A 16045-nucleotide genomic window follows, 5' to 3' on the forward strand; every position below is an offset into this window, starting at 1 on the left:
GCAAGATACTTGTCGAACGATGCATTGAGGCTGACCGGAAGGTCCTTCGCCTTCGCCGAATCGATCCATGATTGCGGTATGATGCTGTTAAACCACGGCACAACAGAGAATATCGCCTGTCCGAATGAAATCCCGAGGATAGCGAGCATTGAAGTCCCGTTTCCTTCTCCGATCTTATAGAGGGAACCGGAAGCACAACCGCCGGCAAGAACCATTCCGACTCCAAAGATTACCCCCGAGATGAGGGTATGAATGCCAAAGGGGGCCGGATGGAAGGTGCTCATGCTCGTTGCAGAAAGTGTCGCCTGGATGATGCTGAAAAACATGAGCGCCACCATAATGCCTACCGCCATCCTCGGAACACCGGCCGCAAAAAGATCCCTCGAAGCAGAAGCCATACAGAACCGTCCATACTGAAGCATCATCCCGTATGCAAAGCCGAACCAGATGTACACGAGGAGATACATGTAGTAAACGTTTACATTGTAGTACATCAGGCTTATCACGATGAGAGCACCCGTCACGATGAAAGCCCAAATCTGATTCCCTCTTTCCTTGGTGTCAGTCGTTTCCATTCCTAGATACCTCCCCTTTAAGCTTCTCCTTATCTTATCATTCGGTCTGACAGAATAGACAAGCTAGAACAGAATAGACAAGCTGCAATGGAGCACCCACTTATTCCTGACAATTTTCCCTCTTTTTTTGTGTTTTATCTTATAGAAGGTGTCTAAACCCTAATACATGGAGTTCAGAATCGTCAAATAAAAAAAATTAATCGATACGTAATAAATTCTTATTGATTTTCAGAGTGACAAGGCATAACCTCCGGCTGAATTTTTCCCTATCTTTCTTTAATCTTTGGGCGGTTCCGAAAACCACCCTCCGGCGCATAGATTGTAACGAAGGTCTTCTCAGAAAAAACGTTTTCGTCGCGCTGAAATCTTCTCACTGAGGGCGAGCCCCCGACTCTTTGCGCCACGGAATCGGGAAGAATGTCAGTCTCTCCGCCTGCGATGACAACGAGCGGGATACCCCTTTTCGGAAGATCCTTGTCCCAGACGTAATAATCCGGGCTCTTATACTCCCACGTGAAGCGCAGGGGTGAACTGTCCCTTTCTTCCCTGTCGGGGAAGAGAGACCCGCCATCACGGTACCGGATCTTTTTGTGCGTGTAGAGATCCAGGATAGGAACAAAGGCCGCGGGATTTATCATCTGTCCTTCCCGCTGCAGTGTGGCGACCTCCACGGTCTCCCCTTCCAGCGAGTCGAGAAACTCCCCCGCCATTTTCAGGTTCACCGCACTCATCTTCTCCGTAAAGGGAAGATACGCAAAGCCCGCCACGGTGATTGATGAGAAGAGGATGCAGAAGATGAGAAATCTCTTAACCTCCCTGTCCCGAATCTCTTGCAACCCGTAGGCTGCCATTAATGCGATCATCGGAAATAGCGGGAGAATATAGCGTATCCTCTTCACCTGAAACAGGATCACGAGGATCACCCCCCAGCTGATAATGAGATACCTGGGGTCTCTTCTCCTATAGGCGATCCAGGCGGAATAGAGAGCAGAAAAAGTAATGAAGGGGTGTATCTGGAAAAAGAAGGTGGAGAGGAAACTCTCCCCCCATCTTCTGAGACCCGGTCCTTGATACCGCATCAAGAGTCTGACCTGCTCAGAAAAGACATCGAATTTAAGAAGAATGACCGTCCCCGCTGAGAGTAAAGCCAGCGCTATTATCACAGCGGTTTTACCCATGCAGCTCCCGGCCGCTGCATTCTCGATGCGGGTTTGGCAAATCAGGAATATGACTACCAAGATCGAAAGCATCGGCCATGTCGAAAATTTCGAAAAAAAAGATAGGAACAGGGAAAAAGACGAGAGCACCACCATGCCTGAGCTGCCACACCATAAGGCTTCCGTAACTGCAAAAACGGAGAGAGTCAAAAAAAACATCGTCGGTATATCGACAAGCATGAGCGGTATCTGGGTAAAGACATAGGGGATTCCGAGGAGCAATAGCCCGGCAGAAAAGCCGGTCTCTTCGTTCCAGAGAATTTTCCCTATACGGTACGTGAGAATGACCGTCAGAGAGAAGAGGACCGTAGTGAATATCTGGACATAGAGTCTCGTTTCCCCAACGAATTTGAAAATAAGTCCGTACAGGAAAGGAACAAGGGGCAGATCAGTCCAGGCCGAAATGCCCCTGCCCCATTCTCTGAAAAAGTGACCGATTCCATAAACCTCAAGGGTTTTTGCCTGCGTGAAGTATCTTGCGGTGTCCACAATCACCTCGGGCTCAGACCAGAAAACGACCGAGGCAGCGAAGGAGAGAGAAAACAGGACAAGAGCGGGGCGTCGCACGCGAACCCAGACCTTCGAGAGCAGATAGGAAAGAATTATACCGAGAAGGAGAATGAGATAAATTTCGGTTACATCAACGCCATCAAAAACCCACTGCCAGGAGGTCAGCCTATTGTCATCAGCTGATCGGAAGACAAAGAGAACGGCAAAGGCCGAAAGCGTCAGCAGGGAGATCAGGACAGCGGAAGAGATCTTCTCTCGATGCGGCTCAAAAGTAATAGCGGTAATCCCCCCTTCCCCAGGAGGCTCGAACGCGCACTCCTGAAACGGCACCAGGTCTTGAAAGACAAGGGGCTCCTGTCCTGGGCGTATCTCGGCAGAATGCTAATAGCCCCCCGTCTTCGGCTTAATCGACTTAGTAGCTTTACCGTCTCTAATAATTACGGTATCGCCGACCTTGATGTCAGCGACGTCCTTCACCCTCACCTTTGTCTCTTTGCCCTTATCGTCTTTCACGGTCATCTCATACTCCACGGCTTCGATCTTCACGACCGCGCCCTGAACGGTCCCTTTCTCTTCCTTATGTGACGAAAAGCTCGTTCCCGCGACTGCCATGACGAATACCATTGCCGCACAGAATGGAGAAAATATCTTCTTTTTCATCTCCTCACCTCCTTTTCATCGAAAGACTTCGATATCCTGAGACCTCGAACCGTGGACGCATACGAGGATGACACAATCTCAACTCGACTCCTGATGCCCGTTATGCTTCACCATTCCCGAAACTGACAGGAGTCTCCCGTCTCACCGTTTCTTTAACTCCTCCACTGCGTTCTTCAATTCCTCGATAGACCTTATCGCATCGTTGGCCCGAACAAAGTCATACCAGTTCTCGCTAGCAGCAGGGTAATTTACGTTGCTGCCGTAGACGATCCAGGACTCGTCGTAATTTGCCGGATCGTTAAATCCCATCAATCGCAACACCAAATAGGTCAGAGCAGCTCGGGTCCCCGTCTGACAATAGGCGATGGTACGCCTGCTCTTATCGAGTCCGCCGAAAATTGATTCGAGATCATCCATCGTATGGATCTTCCCGCTCTCCACATCGTAGGTCTTCACATGGGACACATTCAATGTCGTATTTGGAATATACCCCCCTCTGAGTGCCCTGATATCTGCGCCATTATGTTCCTTCTCCGTTCTCGAATCGATCACATTCACATTCTTGCTTTCACCCTTTGCGACCTTCACCACTTCATCGGTCGACGCTGTCCTGTCCTTCACAACCTTCGCCTTGAACGCTGCCGGAGGCAGCTTTTTCTCGGTCTTATCGAGAGGCTTCCCGGCTTCCACCCACGCCTCTATGCCGCCGTTCAGAAAATGGACTTTGTTATGGCCGAGATACTCGAGGCACCAAAATGCAACGGAGGCACCGGTTATGAGTTTGGCGTCGGCATAGACAACGACATGCATGTCAGCACTCACGCCGGCATTGCCCAGAATCTTTTCGAGTTCTTCGGTCTTCTTTAGCCGGAAAGTAGGATCTCTAAGAACCTTGCCACAGGCTCCACCGAGGTTTATTGCGCCGGGAATATGGCCGGAGGCAAACGCATACTCATCCCGGCAGTCAATAACGACCCAGTCAGATCTTCCCATACTTTCGGCGACAACATTCACGTCCGCCAGCAGGCCCGGATTCGCATACTCTAAGCTCTCCGCAATGCCTGCGAGCGAGAGCAGGATTCCACCAACAAGAAGCAATATCATAGCCCGACCCTTTGACGTTTTCGCTGTCAAGCCTTTAAGCATTGAGACCTCCCTCTCGTTTTTTGACATTGTCGCCTGAGCAAGAACTTCCATCGGAAACCGATAAGCATCCGAGTAAGATCCTTCCTGACCTGCCTGTGACAATAATATCGTGCAACGGGGGAGAAATGCAATAAGACTCCACAGGGACCGTGAGACAGGAATATGAAAGGCAGAAGCAGCTCTTGACAGTCAGGAGGCGCCTCACGGCGCCTCCTGACTGGGAGTGGATGTTACTTCTCTACCGGAAAATTCTTTGCTGCCGCGTTTTGTATGGCCTGCTGCATCAGATGGGCGCCGAGATAATCCTTGATCCAGGCGGAATGACCAAACTGCATGGTCCGGGCGTCGTATCCGAGGACCCGTAAGGCAACGATAGGAAGGTTCTGGGTCTGACCGGTCACACACACAAGGATGACCTTCTTGTCCTTGGGGAGTTTCTTGAGATTCTCGGCCTTCAATATTTCACTGTAGGGGATATACACGGAGCCGGGTATGCGTCCGCCCTGCTGCCCGGGGGGATTCGGTCTCACATCGATGATCACAAAATCCGTCTTCTTCGCCTTCATCCAGGCATCGACATCGTCGGGCTTCACCTGCCAGTGGCCCTCCGCAGGCCCTTTCATGAGGACTTCATTGAATTTCTTCACCCATTCATCGGCCCCATAGGCCGGAAGGACCAGAACGATCGCAAGGATTGCTGCTATTCCATAACCCAAGAATCTTTTCATGAACCACTCCTCCTTTTGTACGATATTCTATCCGGAACAACTCAGTTGCCCCTTCACCGACGCCTAAAGGACGATAATCCTGTCTGCCTCGTGGATCATTGCCGCGTGATTATACTGGCTGCCGCAGACAATATCCTGGGGGATCCCCTCCTTGGAAATGTCCCAATTCTTGGCACTGTGATCGCAGAAACTCATCGAAACGCCTTGCATCTGACAGAGCGTCGAGAATGTCGGATCTCCGAGCAGCTTTGTGCCGGCGTCCATATTGAATATGGTAACTTCGTGTCCCTTGGCGAGCGCCGCCTTCGCGATCCCCACAACGTCCTGAGCATGTTTGTCAGAATTCACCAGGATACCCAGTTTCATCTTCGTTCCCTCCCGTATGAATCGTATTCGCGATCTACCACGAGATCGTCCTGTCATGGGAAGCGATAAGATCCACGATCTGGTCGTAGTTCCTGTTTTCCCGCAGATTCAGAACCGTAACCTCGTGCGATTTCTTCTGTTCTTCGATAATCTTCTTTCCCGTTGCATCGGGTTCTTCTCTGAGAAGGTAAAGAATTTTCATGACATCACCTCATCCTCGCTATCACCTAGTAGGCTACGACGCCGTCGTATTCGGGAAGTTTCCGTGCTATTTCTTCGGTCGAAAGGTATTCCATTCCCTCATTGCCTTTGTAATTCGTATAGAGTTTCATCTCCATATCTCTTATCGTTTCCAGGTTGAGTGCATTCTCCTCATTCTCTTCAACCTTCCTGTCCAGCACATAGACGTCAATCACATCGTCAAGGAGGGTTATTCCAACCGCCATCCTCAGGGCTTCACCCTGCCTGTCTCTGACGAGTACAGCAATCTTCTTCGCCATAGTTGCCTCCCATATGTAAATGTCGGTTCTTCACAAGCCGTTCAGAGTGAAGGATACGATAAAAAAGAAGCCTCGCTCCATGTCCAACCCAAGCAAGATATAAAAAAATATAATGAAAACTGTGGCAAAAAGACAATTAAAAAGCCTTATCAAATAATAAATATGGCTTATGAATAAAAGCCTTTCTCTTGGCTAAGCCGCTCTATCCCACCGGATGCCGCCAAGAGCGAGTAAAAAAACAGACGTGCCCAGGTCGGTTGTTTCATCCGACGCTCACCTGCCCACGAGAAATTTGTCGATCACGTCCTTAACTTCGTTCACTCCGATCATGTCCATGCACTCCCTGGTTCTACAGTTCTTCCTGAAACAGGGGGCGCAGGGAACGGTTGCCCTCACGATGGTGTTGGCAGCGCCATACGGGCCCGTCCTCACCGCGCTGGTAGGCCCGAAGAGTCCGAATACGTGGACACCGAGTGCGGACGCGATATGCATCGGTCCTGTATCATTGCAGACCATGAATTGAGCGCATCGGATAATCTCCATGAGTTCCCTGAGGTCCGTTTTACCGGCGACGGATACCGCCCTGCCCTTCGAAGCCGCAACCACCTCATCGGCGAGGGCCACATCGCCCCGACTGCCGATGACCACGCTTTTCATGGGCAGCATGGATGTCAGCTTTCCGAACCTCACGGCGGGCCATCGTTTCGCAGCTCCGCGAGCACCCGGCACCACAACAGCATAGCCGCGGCAGGAAAGATTCAGAAAAGGAACCGCCTGTGCCAGTGTCCCTCTCGAAGGCGGAAGAGGGAACCGCACGCGGGATATATCGCATCCGAAAAACGCGGCAACCTTCAGATACCGGTCGACTGCGTGAATATCCCTGCCCCCGGCGACCCTGTGGGTATAGAAGATGGAGCTGCCCTCCCGGGCTTCCTGAAAACCGACCCGGACCGGTGCACCTGAAGCCCGCGCTATAACGCCGCTTCTGAAGAGCCCCTGAAGGTCGACGGCACAATCGAACTTCTCGGCCCTCAGGTTCCTGAAGAGGCGCCGCAGTTCCAGGGCAGAGGTCGTCACCTTCGTTATCTTCTTCCATGCGTCCTTGTTGATAACCCATATACGCCCGATAAGGGGATGGCCTTCAAGTATGCCTTCAAAACCCTTCGCGACGACCCAGTGCAGTTCAGCTTCGGGGAACCTCTGTTTCATCGCATCGAGGAACGGCAGACTGTGGATGATATCGCCGAGGGAACTCGGTTTTATGATGAGTATCTTTGCGAGGCTGTCAGGGAAGGCAGCAGCGAGTGATGGCTTCGAAGTCCTCACGCTATGTCTCCAGCATAATATAATCGACCGCTTCTCTAAGGCTCCGGGCGGTGAAATCAGCATACTGAGATCTCTCTGCCTCTCCCGTCGTGACGAGAATGGCCTTCGCGCCGATGGCCTTCGCAAGGAGGAGGTCGCTCTCTTTGTCCCCGACGACAAAGGACTCCTTCAGAGCGATTCCGTATTTGTTCCGTGCGCGCAACGCCATTCCCGGCTCTGGTTTTCTGCAGGAGCAGTGCTCGTCAGGATGGTGAGGGCAGAAATAGAACGCATCAAATCCATACCTACCGATAAACGCCTCGTTAACTTCTCTGACGAAGTGCTCATCGACGATTCCCCGCGCAATTCCGGACTGGTTCGAAACACCGATCAGGACGAACCCCTTTTCTTTCAGCGTCGAGAGGCCGTCGACGCCTGGGAGAACGGAAAAATCATCCCAGATACGGAGATACCCCACGTCCCTGCATAACGTTCCATCTCTATCGAAGAAAACAGCTCTCCTGCGAGGCAACAGTTCGCAGATTCCATGGTAGACATCCTCTGACGAGATCGCGTACATACATCTCATATCCTCATCGCCGCAGACCCGCTCAAAACAGGGGCCGCAGGAAAGACCCGCGTTTAAAACAACGTGGCCCTCGCCTGCCGGACCGGTTAATACGGGATCGGTAGAGCCGAAGACAGCGACGAGAGGCGTTCCAACAGCATACGCTATATGCATCGGCCCCGAATCGTTCGTGACAAGGACGTCGCATTCCGATAAGAGAGAGAGGAGCTCCCTCAACGATGTGGTCCCCGCCAGATTCAGCACGGGGGAATCCCCCTCTTGATCCCTGATCAGCTTATTGATTTCCTGCGCAGTCTCGACTTCATGCTTCCCCCCAAAAACGACTACGCTTCCCCGGGTATCCTTGATAAACCAGTTGGCAACTTCGGCAAACCTGTCCGGGAACCACCGTTTCGCCGACCCGTACGCAGCTCCGGGGTTTATCCCGAGAATCGGCCCCTTGAGGGGAGACAGCGTCTTCCGCGCAGAGAGTCTTTCGTCGAGGGAGAGATAAATCCAGGGGTCCGAATAGTTTGACCGAATCCCTGCAGCTTCGAGGAGGTTCAGGTAGTACCGTATATGGTGAATCTTTCGGTCATCGTCATCGCAGGGGATCCTCTTCGTAAGGAGAATGCCTCTCCCGTCCCGGTCATATCCGATCCTTTCGGGAACTCCGGCGAGGAACGCTAGCAATGCCGCATCAAAGGCATTCTGGAAGAGGATCGCCTTCGAGAAGTCCCGCTTCCTCAACAGGTAGGAAAGCCAGAGCTTTCCGATGCCCCGATAGCGTTCTTCGTAGAGGATTATCTCATCGATACGAGGGTCCTTCTCAAAGAGGGGCGCCACAGAGGGCTTCAGCAGCATGCTGATCTCGGAATCCGGATACGCCTCCCGAAGCGACTTCACTGCGGGTACCGTCATCACCGCATCTCCGATCCAGTTTACTCCCCTGACAAGGATCTTCTCCATCGTTTCTACTCTAACACAAAGGGTGAGCGGGAGGCGCCGCAACCTGCATCATGCCCGCCCCGGAGCGGATGGTCGCAGGAAATCTATTCGTCGTAATGCATGATGATCGGACTGTATCCCTCCTCTGCCAGTCTCTTCGCAAGGTTCACGGCATCTTCTCTCACCGGGAATTTCCCGATCCGAACCCTGTAATGTGTCGCACCGCTGATCACTGTCTCCACGATGTACACGGAACCATATTTCAGATCAAGCGCCGACTTCAGGCGTCCCGCATAATCCTGCCTCTGAAAGGAGCCGACTTGAATCGTGAACGGACCGATCGATGACACGGAGCGCACTTCGTTCACATATCGCGGGTCACGTCCAAGATACTCGATGGTCACCCTCGCCGTGCCGGAACCGACTAGGCCGATCTCTTTCGCAGCGGCATAGGAGAGATCAATGTCCTTTCCCGAGGCAAAGGGTCCCCTGTCGTTCACCGTGCACTCAACCGATTTATCACCCGACACATTTGTCACCCTTATCATCGCGCCGAAGGGGAGTTCTCTGTGGGCGCAGGTCAGCGCATGCATATCGAACCGTTCCCCTGACGCAGTCGGCTTGCCATGAAACTCGGGGCCATACCACGATGCAACGGCGGTGGACGGTTCTCTATAGGTTTCGTAACGGGTAGGGCTGCAGGAGAGAACGAGAAGAAGCGCTAGAGACAGGGGACAGCAGTAGCGAAAGAAGACCAACGTCTCAGCCCTCTTCTTGCCATACCCCTTTCGCGAAGTAAGCAGGCTATGCCGAAAAAGACGATAGAACAGTACACGGGGATGGCGTCTCAGAGAATATACCTGCTGAGGTCCTCATCCTTCACGATGTCAGCAAGTTTCACCCTCACATACTCCCTGTCTATGACAAGCCTTCCGTCCGTTCTCTCGGGCGCTTCGAAAGAGATGTCCTCGAGGAGTTTCTCCAACACCGTATGGAGCCTCCTCGCACCGATATTTTCTGTCTTCTCATTCACGGCGGCGGCTATACCCGCAATCTCTTCGACGGCGTCACCGGTGAATTCAATTTCCACATCCTCCGTAGCCAATAAGGCCGTATACTGTTTCGTCAAGGCATTGTATGGCTCTCTGAGGATACGAATGAACTCATCCTTCCCGAGGGGTTCGAGCTCAACCCTGATCGGGAACCTTCCCTGAAGTTCGGGGATAAGGTCGGACGGTTTCGTCATGTGAAACGCACCTGATGCGATAAAGAGGATATGGTCGGTGCGGACCGGTCCGTGCTTTGTCGTCACGGTAGAGCCCTCGACAATCGGCAGGAGATCCCTTTGCACGCCCTCCCGAGAAACATCCGGACCATAGGAAGAACCCCGGCTCGCCACCTTGTCTATCTCGTCGATGAAGACGATTCCTGTCTGCTCGACGTTCTCGATCGCCTCCTTCTTGACCTTATCCATATCGATGAGTTTGTTTGCCTCTTCCTGAACGAGGAGTTCCAGCGCCTCGGGCACCCGCATCTTCTTTCTCTTTGCTTTCTCGGGCAGGAAATTCCCGAGCATCTCCTTGAGATTAATCTCGAGGTCTTCGAGGCCGACATTGGAGACAACGCCAAAGGGCATCGTCCTCTCTTTCACCTCTATATCGACATACCGGGAATCGAGCCTGCCGTCGAGGAGTTGTTGCCGCAGCCTCTCGCGGGTCTGACGGTATTTCTCTTTCTCTTCGTCGGTACCCGCACTTCTCACCGTACGGGGAGGAAGGAGATAATCAAGCAACCTGTCTTCCGCCAGCGTCTTCGCCTTCTCCTGAACCTTCCCCATGTGGAGGGTCTTCACCATATTAATCGAAATCTCGGCGAGGTCCCGTATCATCGACTCCACATCACGTCCGACATAACCGACCTCCGTAAACTTTGAAGCCTCGACCTTGAGAAACGGCGCATTCGCGAGGCGGGCGAGTCTCCGCGCAATCTCGGTCTTTCCGACCCCCGTCGGCCCTATCATGATGATATTCTTCGGCAACACCTCATCGCGTATGTCAGGAGAAAGCCTCTGGCGCCGCCATCTGTTCCGAAGTGCGATGGCAACGGCCTTCTTGGCCTTCTGCTGACCGATGATATACCGGTCAAGTTCTTCGACGATCCTGCTCGGAGTGAGTTGATCCATAAAAGGCATGTCTCCTTCAAAAACGGGGAGCCTCCTCCCCTTGTAAATCTCTTATCCGTGAAGCGGTCCCCTCAGGGATACCTTGTTCGAGCCCCTTCCTCCTTCTTCGCGGGAGAAGAAAAAGAATTCCCCTCTGGAAACGGGGCGAGCCTATAATTCTTCAATCGTGATGTTCCTGTTCGTATAGATACATATGGAAGCTGCAATCTCCATCGCCTTTTCTACGATTTCCCTTGCAGACAATTCCGTGTTGTCGTAAAGGGCCGATGCCGCCGCCTGGGCAAAGGGGCCGCCTGAACCGATGGCCGCAATTCCTCCCTCAGGTTCGATGACGTCTCCCGTTCCCGAGATTATGAACATATGCTCACAGTCTGAAATGATCAACAATGCCTCAAGTCTTCTCAAGACCTTGTCTGTACGCCAGTCTTTTGCGAGTTCAACGGAGGCCCTTGTGATGTTGCCTCTGTATGACTCGAGTTTGCCCTCAAATTTTTCGAAGAGGGTGAAGGCGTCGGCCGTTGCGCCCGAAAAACCCGCCACGACCCTATCGCTGAACATCCGCCGGATCTTTTTCGCATTCTGCTTGAGAACCGTGTTCCCGAAGGTCACCTGACCGTCGCCGCCGATCGCGACCTTTCCGTTCCGTCTCACACAGAGTATCGTTGTCGCATGAAACATCGTCACCTCTCTTTTTGACGCTTCCGTATTCTACACAATAGAGACTCCGCTTGTCATTACATTATAGGCTGCAAAGGCCAACGAGACAACCGAGGGCCGTTAACTGCTCAACGCAGCGATCTTCTCGCAAGAAGCACGATTGACTTTCTTCGCCCGAGTAGGCTACGTTTCAGGCAATATGAAGGCGCTCATACAGAGGGTTTCGGAGGCATCCGTGACGGTAAGCGACAAGATCATCGGACATATCGGAAGGGGCATTCTTCTCTTCGTGGGTGTGGAGAAAGGTGACGGATCAGCGGACATCGATTATCTCGTGAGAAAGGCGACAAGCCTCAGAATATTCGATGACAGAGAAGGCAGGATGAACCTTTCTCTCCGTGATATTGAGGGAAGCCTCCTCGTAATTTCCGAGTTTACGCTTTCTGCGGATTGGAGAAGAGGCAACCGTCCATCTTTCGACTGTGCGGAAATGCAGGAGAGGGCAGAAGAACTCTATGAAGCCTTCCTCCAGAAACTGAGGGAGACGGGGATACCTGTTTCGATGGGAAGATTCGGTGCTTCGATGCAGGTGAACTCAATGAATGACGGGCCGGTAACCTTTCTTCTCGATTCAAAAACGGTAAGGTGCGGTTAAGGAAGGACATGACTCTTGAGGGCCGATTATTACGGGATCCCTTTCATTCTTCTTTCTGCGCAAAGGGATGGGCCTTGTCGTAAATATCCATGAGATGGCTTACATCGAGATGCGTGTATTTCTGGGTTGTCGAAAGGGACGCGTGGCCGAGCAACTCCTGAATCACCCGCAGATCAGCACCTCCCTGGAGGAGATGGGTCGCAAAGGTATGCCTGAGAGTATGGGGACCTATCCTGCCGTCGAGCAGGACGGTCTTCGCGTATTTGACGACGATACGCCTCACACCGCGTTCCGTCAGACGCGTACTTCGCCGGTTCAGGAAGAAGGCCCTCTCCTTCCTCTTGAGGAGAACGCGCTCGATCATATAGGCCCTCACCGCGTCAAGGGCCTTTCTTCCGATGGGCGCTATCCGTTCCTTCTTTCCCTTTCCCCTGACCTTAAGGAGACCTTCCCTGACATTGAGATCGTCCTGATTCAGTCCGGCAAGTTCGCTGACCCTGAGCCCGCTTGAATAGAGAAGTTCGAGAATCGCCCTGTCCCTCGCAGGGAGAAAACCAATGCCCCCGGGTTTCTCGACGAGGGAAAACACGTCGTCCACGGTAAGAAATTTCGGAAGCAGCTGAGCCTTTTTCGGTGTCGTGACGAGCCGTGCCGGATTGACCTTCACATACCCCTCCCTATGGAGAAACCTGAATAATGACCGGATGGTCGCGAGCCTCCGGCCGGCAGTAGTCTTGCTCAGGCCCTTCGTAATCTGCCAAGCAACAAATCCTCTCACGTCGATCGCCTCAAGAGATTCTATCCCGGATTGAACATATGCAAGGAATGTCTCGAGGTCTTTCCGATAAGACCTGATCGTATGTTCCGAGGCTCCCCGTTCCGTCTCGAGGTAGCGAAGAAATTTTTCGATATGCTCGTTCATTGCCCTACCCGCTTCACGTATCCCTCCCAATCCTCACCGGCACGCTCGACAATTGCCTTCTTTTTCAGTTTCTTGTCTCTGATCCCTGCTTGTTCGGGGCCAAGGGAAGGGAAGAGTCCGAAATTTATGTTCGTCGGCTGGAACTCTCTGACCGGTGACGTTATATGTCGCATGAGAGAACCGTGAGCCGTCGTCACCGGAACTGCGACCGATTCTTTCCCCTGTATCCGCCTCGCGGCATTTATCCCCGCAACAAGGCCCATGGCTGTAGATTCCAGATAACCCTCCACGCCGGTTATCTGTCCCGCGATAAAGACCGATTCTCTCATCCGCAACGAGAGATCCTTTCCGAGGAGAAGGGGAGAATTAATAAAGGTGTTCCGGTGGAGGCTTCCCAACCTCAGAAACTCCGCACCTTCAAGCCCGGGGATGAGACTGAAGACCTCCTTCTGAGCGGGCCAGGTAAGGCGCGTCTGAAAACCGACCATATTATATGCCGTCTTTTCGTTATTCTCCGGCCTCAGCTGCACGACGGCATAGGGCTCTCTTCCCGTTTTCGGATCGGAAAGACCGACGGGCTTCATCGGGCCAAACCTCAGGGTATCCCTGCCGCGTAAGGCCATCACTTCCACCGGCATGCAGCCTTCAAAGACCTTCGAGTCCTCAAAGTCCCTGACCCCAACCTTGTCCGCATCGAGAACAGCCTTATGGAATGCCGTATATTCTTTCTCGGACATGGGGCAATTGATATAATCATCGCCCCCCTTACCGTACCTCGATGCGAAGTAGACCTTTTCCCGATCTATGCTATCGGCGCTCACGATGGGCGCAATAGCATCATAGAAGAAGAGGTAATTCTGTCCGATGAGACGCCGCAGAGCTTCAGTCATGGAAGGGGACGTCAACGGGCCGGTGGCGATAATCGCACAGGTATCCGGTATCTCTTCGATCTCCTTTCTCGCTACCGTGATACCGGGACTGGAGGATATGGCGTTCGTTATGAATCCTGAAAAAAGCTCCCTGTTCACGGCGAGGGCCGTTCCCGCCGGAACACGCGATACTTCGGCAGCCTTCATAATGAGGGAGCCGGCAGCCTGAAGTTCCCTCTTCAGAAGTCCGGGTGCGCTCAACGGTTCGGACGAACGGAACGAGTTGGAACAGACAAGCTCAGCCAGGAACGCCGTCTTGTGTGCCTCGGTGGTCCTCGCCGGTCTCATTTCGCAGAGGGTCACCTTGACGCCCCGCATGGCAGCCTGCCACGCAGCCTCGCTCCCCGCAAGCCCTCCCCCTATAATGATCAACTCCTCCATGCGATCTTATTCTATATCGCTACAACAGGTTCTTTCAAGAAACACATCATTGCATGCGTCCCGTATCTCTCCTCTGCACGTCTACAAATCGCATCCGGGCCGATCCCTATCCTATCCGGTCCGGCGCTGTTCCAAACCTTTTCGGCGTAAGGGGTATGGTATAATGCAACATGGCAAGAAAGATAGTCCTGCCGCTCATGATCATCATCTCCTCCCTCATGGTTTCCCCCGTTCTCCTTTTCTCAGATGAGGCAAAGAAAGAAGCGATGGTCATAACGATAAACGGGGCCATCAACCCGGTATCGGCAGAATACATCGGAAAGAGTGTTCAACAGGCGGCCAAGAGAAAGGCAGAGGTCCTTGTCATCGAACTTGACACGCCGGGAGGGCTCGATTCATCCATGAGAAAAACGGTGAAGGATATTGTCTCGAGCGAAGTCCCCGTAGTCGTGTTCGTGGCGCCGAGCGGTGCCCGGGCTGCATCAGCCGGGGTCTTCATCACCCTCGCGGCGCATATCGCTGCAATGGCTCCCGGTACGAATATCGGTGCTGCCCATCCGGTAACGATCGGTGAAAAAATGGATAAGACCGTCTCCGATAAGGCTACGAACGATGCAGCCGCTTACATAAGATCCCTTGCAGAGAGAAAGGCCAGAAACGCAGCATGGGCTGAAGATGCCGTGAGGAAAAGTGTATCGGCCACCGAGAATGATGCCTTGAGGGTACATGTCATAGACCTCATCGCAAAAGATATCAATTCGCTCCTCACTGAAATAGACGGAAAGGAAGTCAAGACCGTATTCGGGGTAAAGGTTCTCAAAACAAAGAATGCGGCCGTCATACGGGAAGAAATGAGTCTCAGGCTGAAGATCCTGAACCTCATAAGCGATCCCAATGTTGCTTATATCCTCATGTTACTCGGTTTTTACGGACTCTTCTTCGAACTCACTAACCCCGGTGCAGTATTCCCGGGAATCATGGGGGGGATATGTCTCATTCTCGCCTTCTATGCATTCCAGACTCTTCCGGTCAATTATGCAGGAGTCCTGCTCATCATCTTCGCCATCATCCTCTTCATCCTCGAAGTGAAGATCACTTCTCACGGGGTCCTCACCCTGGGAGGGGTGATCGCGATGACCATCGGTTCTCTCATGCTCTTTGAATCTCCCGGCCCCTTCATGCGATTGTCCTTATACCTGATACTCCCTGCGGTTATCGTCACCGCGCTCTTCTTTACCCTCATCATCGGCCTCGCCTTGAAGGCATACCGGAAAAAGCCTGTCACCGGACGGGAAGAACTTCTCGCTTCCGAAGGCGTTGCTAAGACGACTATTACAAAGGACGGAGGAATGGTGTCCGTTCATGGAGAAATCTGGTCAGCCTATTCCGATAGTCCCATCGCCAAAGATGATACAATCGTAATAGACGAGGTACGAGGATTAAAATTAAAGGTCCGTAAGAAAGGAGAATAACATGCCGGTGTTAGCACCATCTTTCATGGGTTTCCTGTTTGTCGTATTCCTTTTCCTCTATTTTCTGTCTAGTGCCATCAAGATCCTCAAGGAATATGAGAGAGGCGTTGTATTCAGGCTCGGGCGGATTATCCCGGTGAAGGGGCCCGGACTCGTCATCATCTGGCCGATCATCGACAAACTCGTAAGGGTGAGCCTCAGGACCGTCACCTTCGATGTCCCCGCCCAGGACATAATCACGAAGGACAATATCACCGTGAAGGTGAACGCGGTAGTCTATTTCAGGGTGATCGACCCTATTAAGGCGATCACGGCGGTCGAGGA

General features: G+C 52.6%; 18 protein-coding genes. 3 read left to right on the top strand and 15 right to left on the bottom strand.

What is annotated here, in order from left to right; all coding sequences use genetic code 11:
- The 13 genes from VEI96_06475 to hslV form a co-directional block, all read right to left on the bottom strand.
- Positions 1-575 (bottom strand): YeeE/YedE thiosulfate transporter family protein (locus VEI96_06475; GenBank protein ID HXX57627.1); only part of this gene is annotated, 575 nt, incomplete at its 3' end.
- Positions 576-841: 266 nt separating this feature from the next.
- Positions 842-2632 (bottom strand): glycosyltransferase family 39 protein, encoded by a 1791-nt coding sequence (locus tag VEI96_06480; GenBank protein ID HXX57628.1) that lies wholly within the window; start codon positions 2630-2632, stop codon positions 842-844.
- A gap of 51 nt (positions 2633-2683) precedes the next feature.
- Entirely contained in the window at positions 2684-2962 is a 279-nt protein-coding gene (locus VEI96_06485) for a hypothetical protein (GenBank protein HXX57629.1), read from the bottom strand.
- A gap of 141 nt (positions 2963-3103) precedes the next feature.
- A complete protein-coding gene (locus VEI96_06490; GenBank protein HXX57630.1) occupies positions 3104-4108 on the bottom strand; it encodes a rhodanese-like domain-containing protein in 1005 nt (334 codons plus the stop codon).
- A 230-nt stretch (positions 4109-4338) separates the two neighbouring features.
- Entirely contained in the window at positions 4339-4836 is a 498-nt protein-coding gene (locus VEI96_06495) for a rhodanese-like domain-containing protein (GenBank protein HXX57631.1), read from the bottom strand.
- Between the two features lie 63 nt (positions 4837-4899).
- The gene (locus VEI96_06500) at positions 4900-5202 is read right to left on the bottom strand and encodes a DsrE family protein (GenBank protein ID HXX57632.1); all 303 of its coding nucleotides are present in this window, start codon (positions 5200-5202) and stop codon (positions 4900-4902) included.
- 34 nt (positions 5203-5236) lie between these two features.
- Complete coding sequence (locus VEI96_06505) at positions 5237-5404, bottom strand: hypothetical protein (GenBank protein HXX57633.1); 168 nt, start codon at positions 5402-5404, stop codon at positions 5237-5239.
- A 25-nt stretch (positions 5405-5429) separates the two neighbouring features.
- Entirely contained in the window at positions 5430-5702 is a 273-nt protein-coding gene (locus VEI96_06510; GenBank protein ID HXX57634.1) for a hypothetical protein, read from the bottom strand.
- A gap of 273 nt (positions 5703-5975) precedes the next feature.
- Positions 5976-7028 (bottom strand): lipopolysaccharide heptosyltransferase II, encoded by a 1053-nt coding sequence (gene waaF, locus VEI96_06515; protein ID HXX57635.1) that lies wholly within the window; start codon positions 7026-7028, stop codon positions 5976-5978.
- A gap of 1 nt (position 7029) precedes the next feature.
- The gene (gene waaF, locus VEI96_06520; GenBank protein HXX57636.1) at positions 7030-8544 is read right to left on the bottom strand and encodes a lipopolysaccharide heptosyltransferase II; all 1515 of its coding nucleotides are present in this window, start codon (positions 8542-8544) and stop codon (positions 7030-7032) included.
- An 83-nt stretch (positions 8545-8627) separates the two neighbouring features.
- The gene (locus VEI96_06525) at positions 8628-9281 is read right to left on the bottom strand and encodes a septal ring lytic transglycosylase RlpA family protein (GenBank protein ID HXX57637.1); all 654 of its coding nucleotides are present in this window, start codon (positions 9279-9281) and stop codon (positions 8628-8630) included.
- A gap of 89 nt (positions 9282-9370) precedes the next feature.
- Entirely contained in the window at positions 9371-10705 is a 1335-nt protein-coding gene (gene hslU, locus VEI96_06530) for an ATP-dependent protease ATPase subunit HslU (GenBank protein HXX57638.1), read from the bottom strand.
- Positions 10706-10855: 150 nt separating this feature from the next.
- Positions 10856-11383 carry an ATP-dependent protease subunit HslV gene (gene hslV, locus VEI96_06535; protein HXX57639.1) on the bottom strand — a complete coding sequence of 176 codons (528 nt, stop codon included), beginning with the start codon at positions 11381-11383 and terminating at the stop codon, positions 10856-10858.
- Between the two features lie 178 nt (positions 11384-11561).
- Between hslV and dtd the strand changes: the two genes are divergently transcribed.
- The gene (dtd, locus tag VEI96_06540) at positions 11562-12017 is read left to right on the top strand and encodes a D-aminoacyl-tRNA deacylase (protein ID HXX57640.1); all 456 of its coding nucleotides are present in this window, start codon (positions 11562-11564) and stop codon (positions 12015-12017) included.
- Positions 12018-12060: 43 nt separating this feature from the next.
- Here the strand turns inward: dtd and xerA are convergent, their stop codons facing one another.
- Entirely contained in the window at positions 12061-12939 is an 879-nt protein-coding gene (gene xerA / locus VEI96_06545) for a site-specific tyrosine recombinase/integron integrase (protein HXX57641.1), read from the bottom strand.
- On the bottom strand, positions 12936-14249 hold the full coding sequence (gene trmFO / locus VEI96_06550) for a methylenetetrahydrofolate--tRNA-(uracil(54)-C(5))-methyltransferase (FADH(2)-oxidizing) TrmFO (protein ID HXX57642.1): 1314 nt from the start codon (positions 14247-14249) through the stop codon (positions 12936-12938). Before trmFO ends, xerA begins: the two co-directional genes overlap by 4 nt.
- 170 nt (positions 14250-14419) lie before the next feature.
- Here trmFO and VEI96_06555 point away from each other — a divergent pair, with 170 nt between their 5' ends.
- Complete coding sequence (locus tag VEI96_06555; protein HXX57643.1) at positions 14420-15721, top strand: nodulation protein NfeD; 1302 nt, start codon at positions 14420-14422, stop codon at positions 15719-15721.
- A 1-nt stretch (position 15722) separates the two neighbouring features.
- Positions 15723-16045 (top strand): SPFH domain-containing protein (locus VEI96_06560; protein HXX57644.1); only part of this gene is annotated, 323 nt, incomplete at its 3' end.

The sequence above is a fragment of the Thermodesulfovibrionales bacterium genome (assembly GCA_035622735.1).
Taxonomy (GTDB): domain Bacteria; phylum Nitrospirota; class Thermodesulfovibrionia; order Thermodesulfovibrionales; family UBA9159; genus DASPUT01.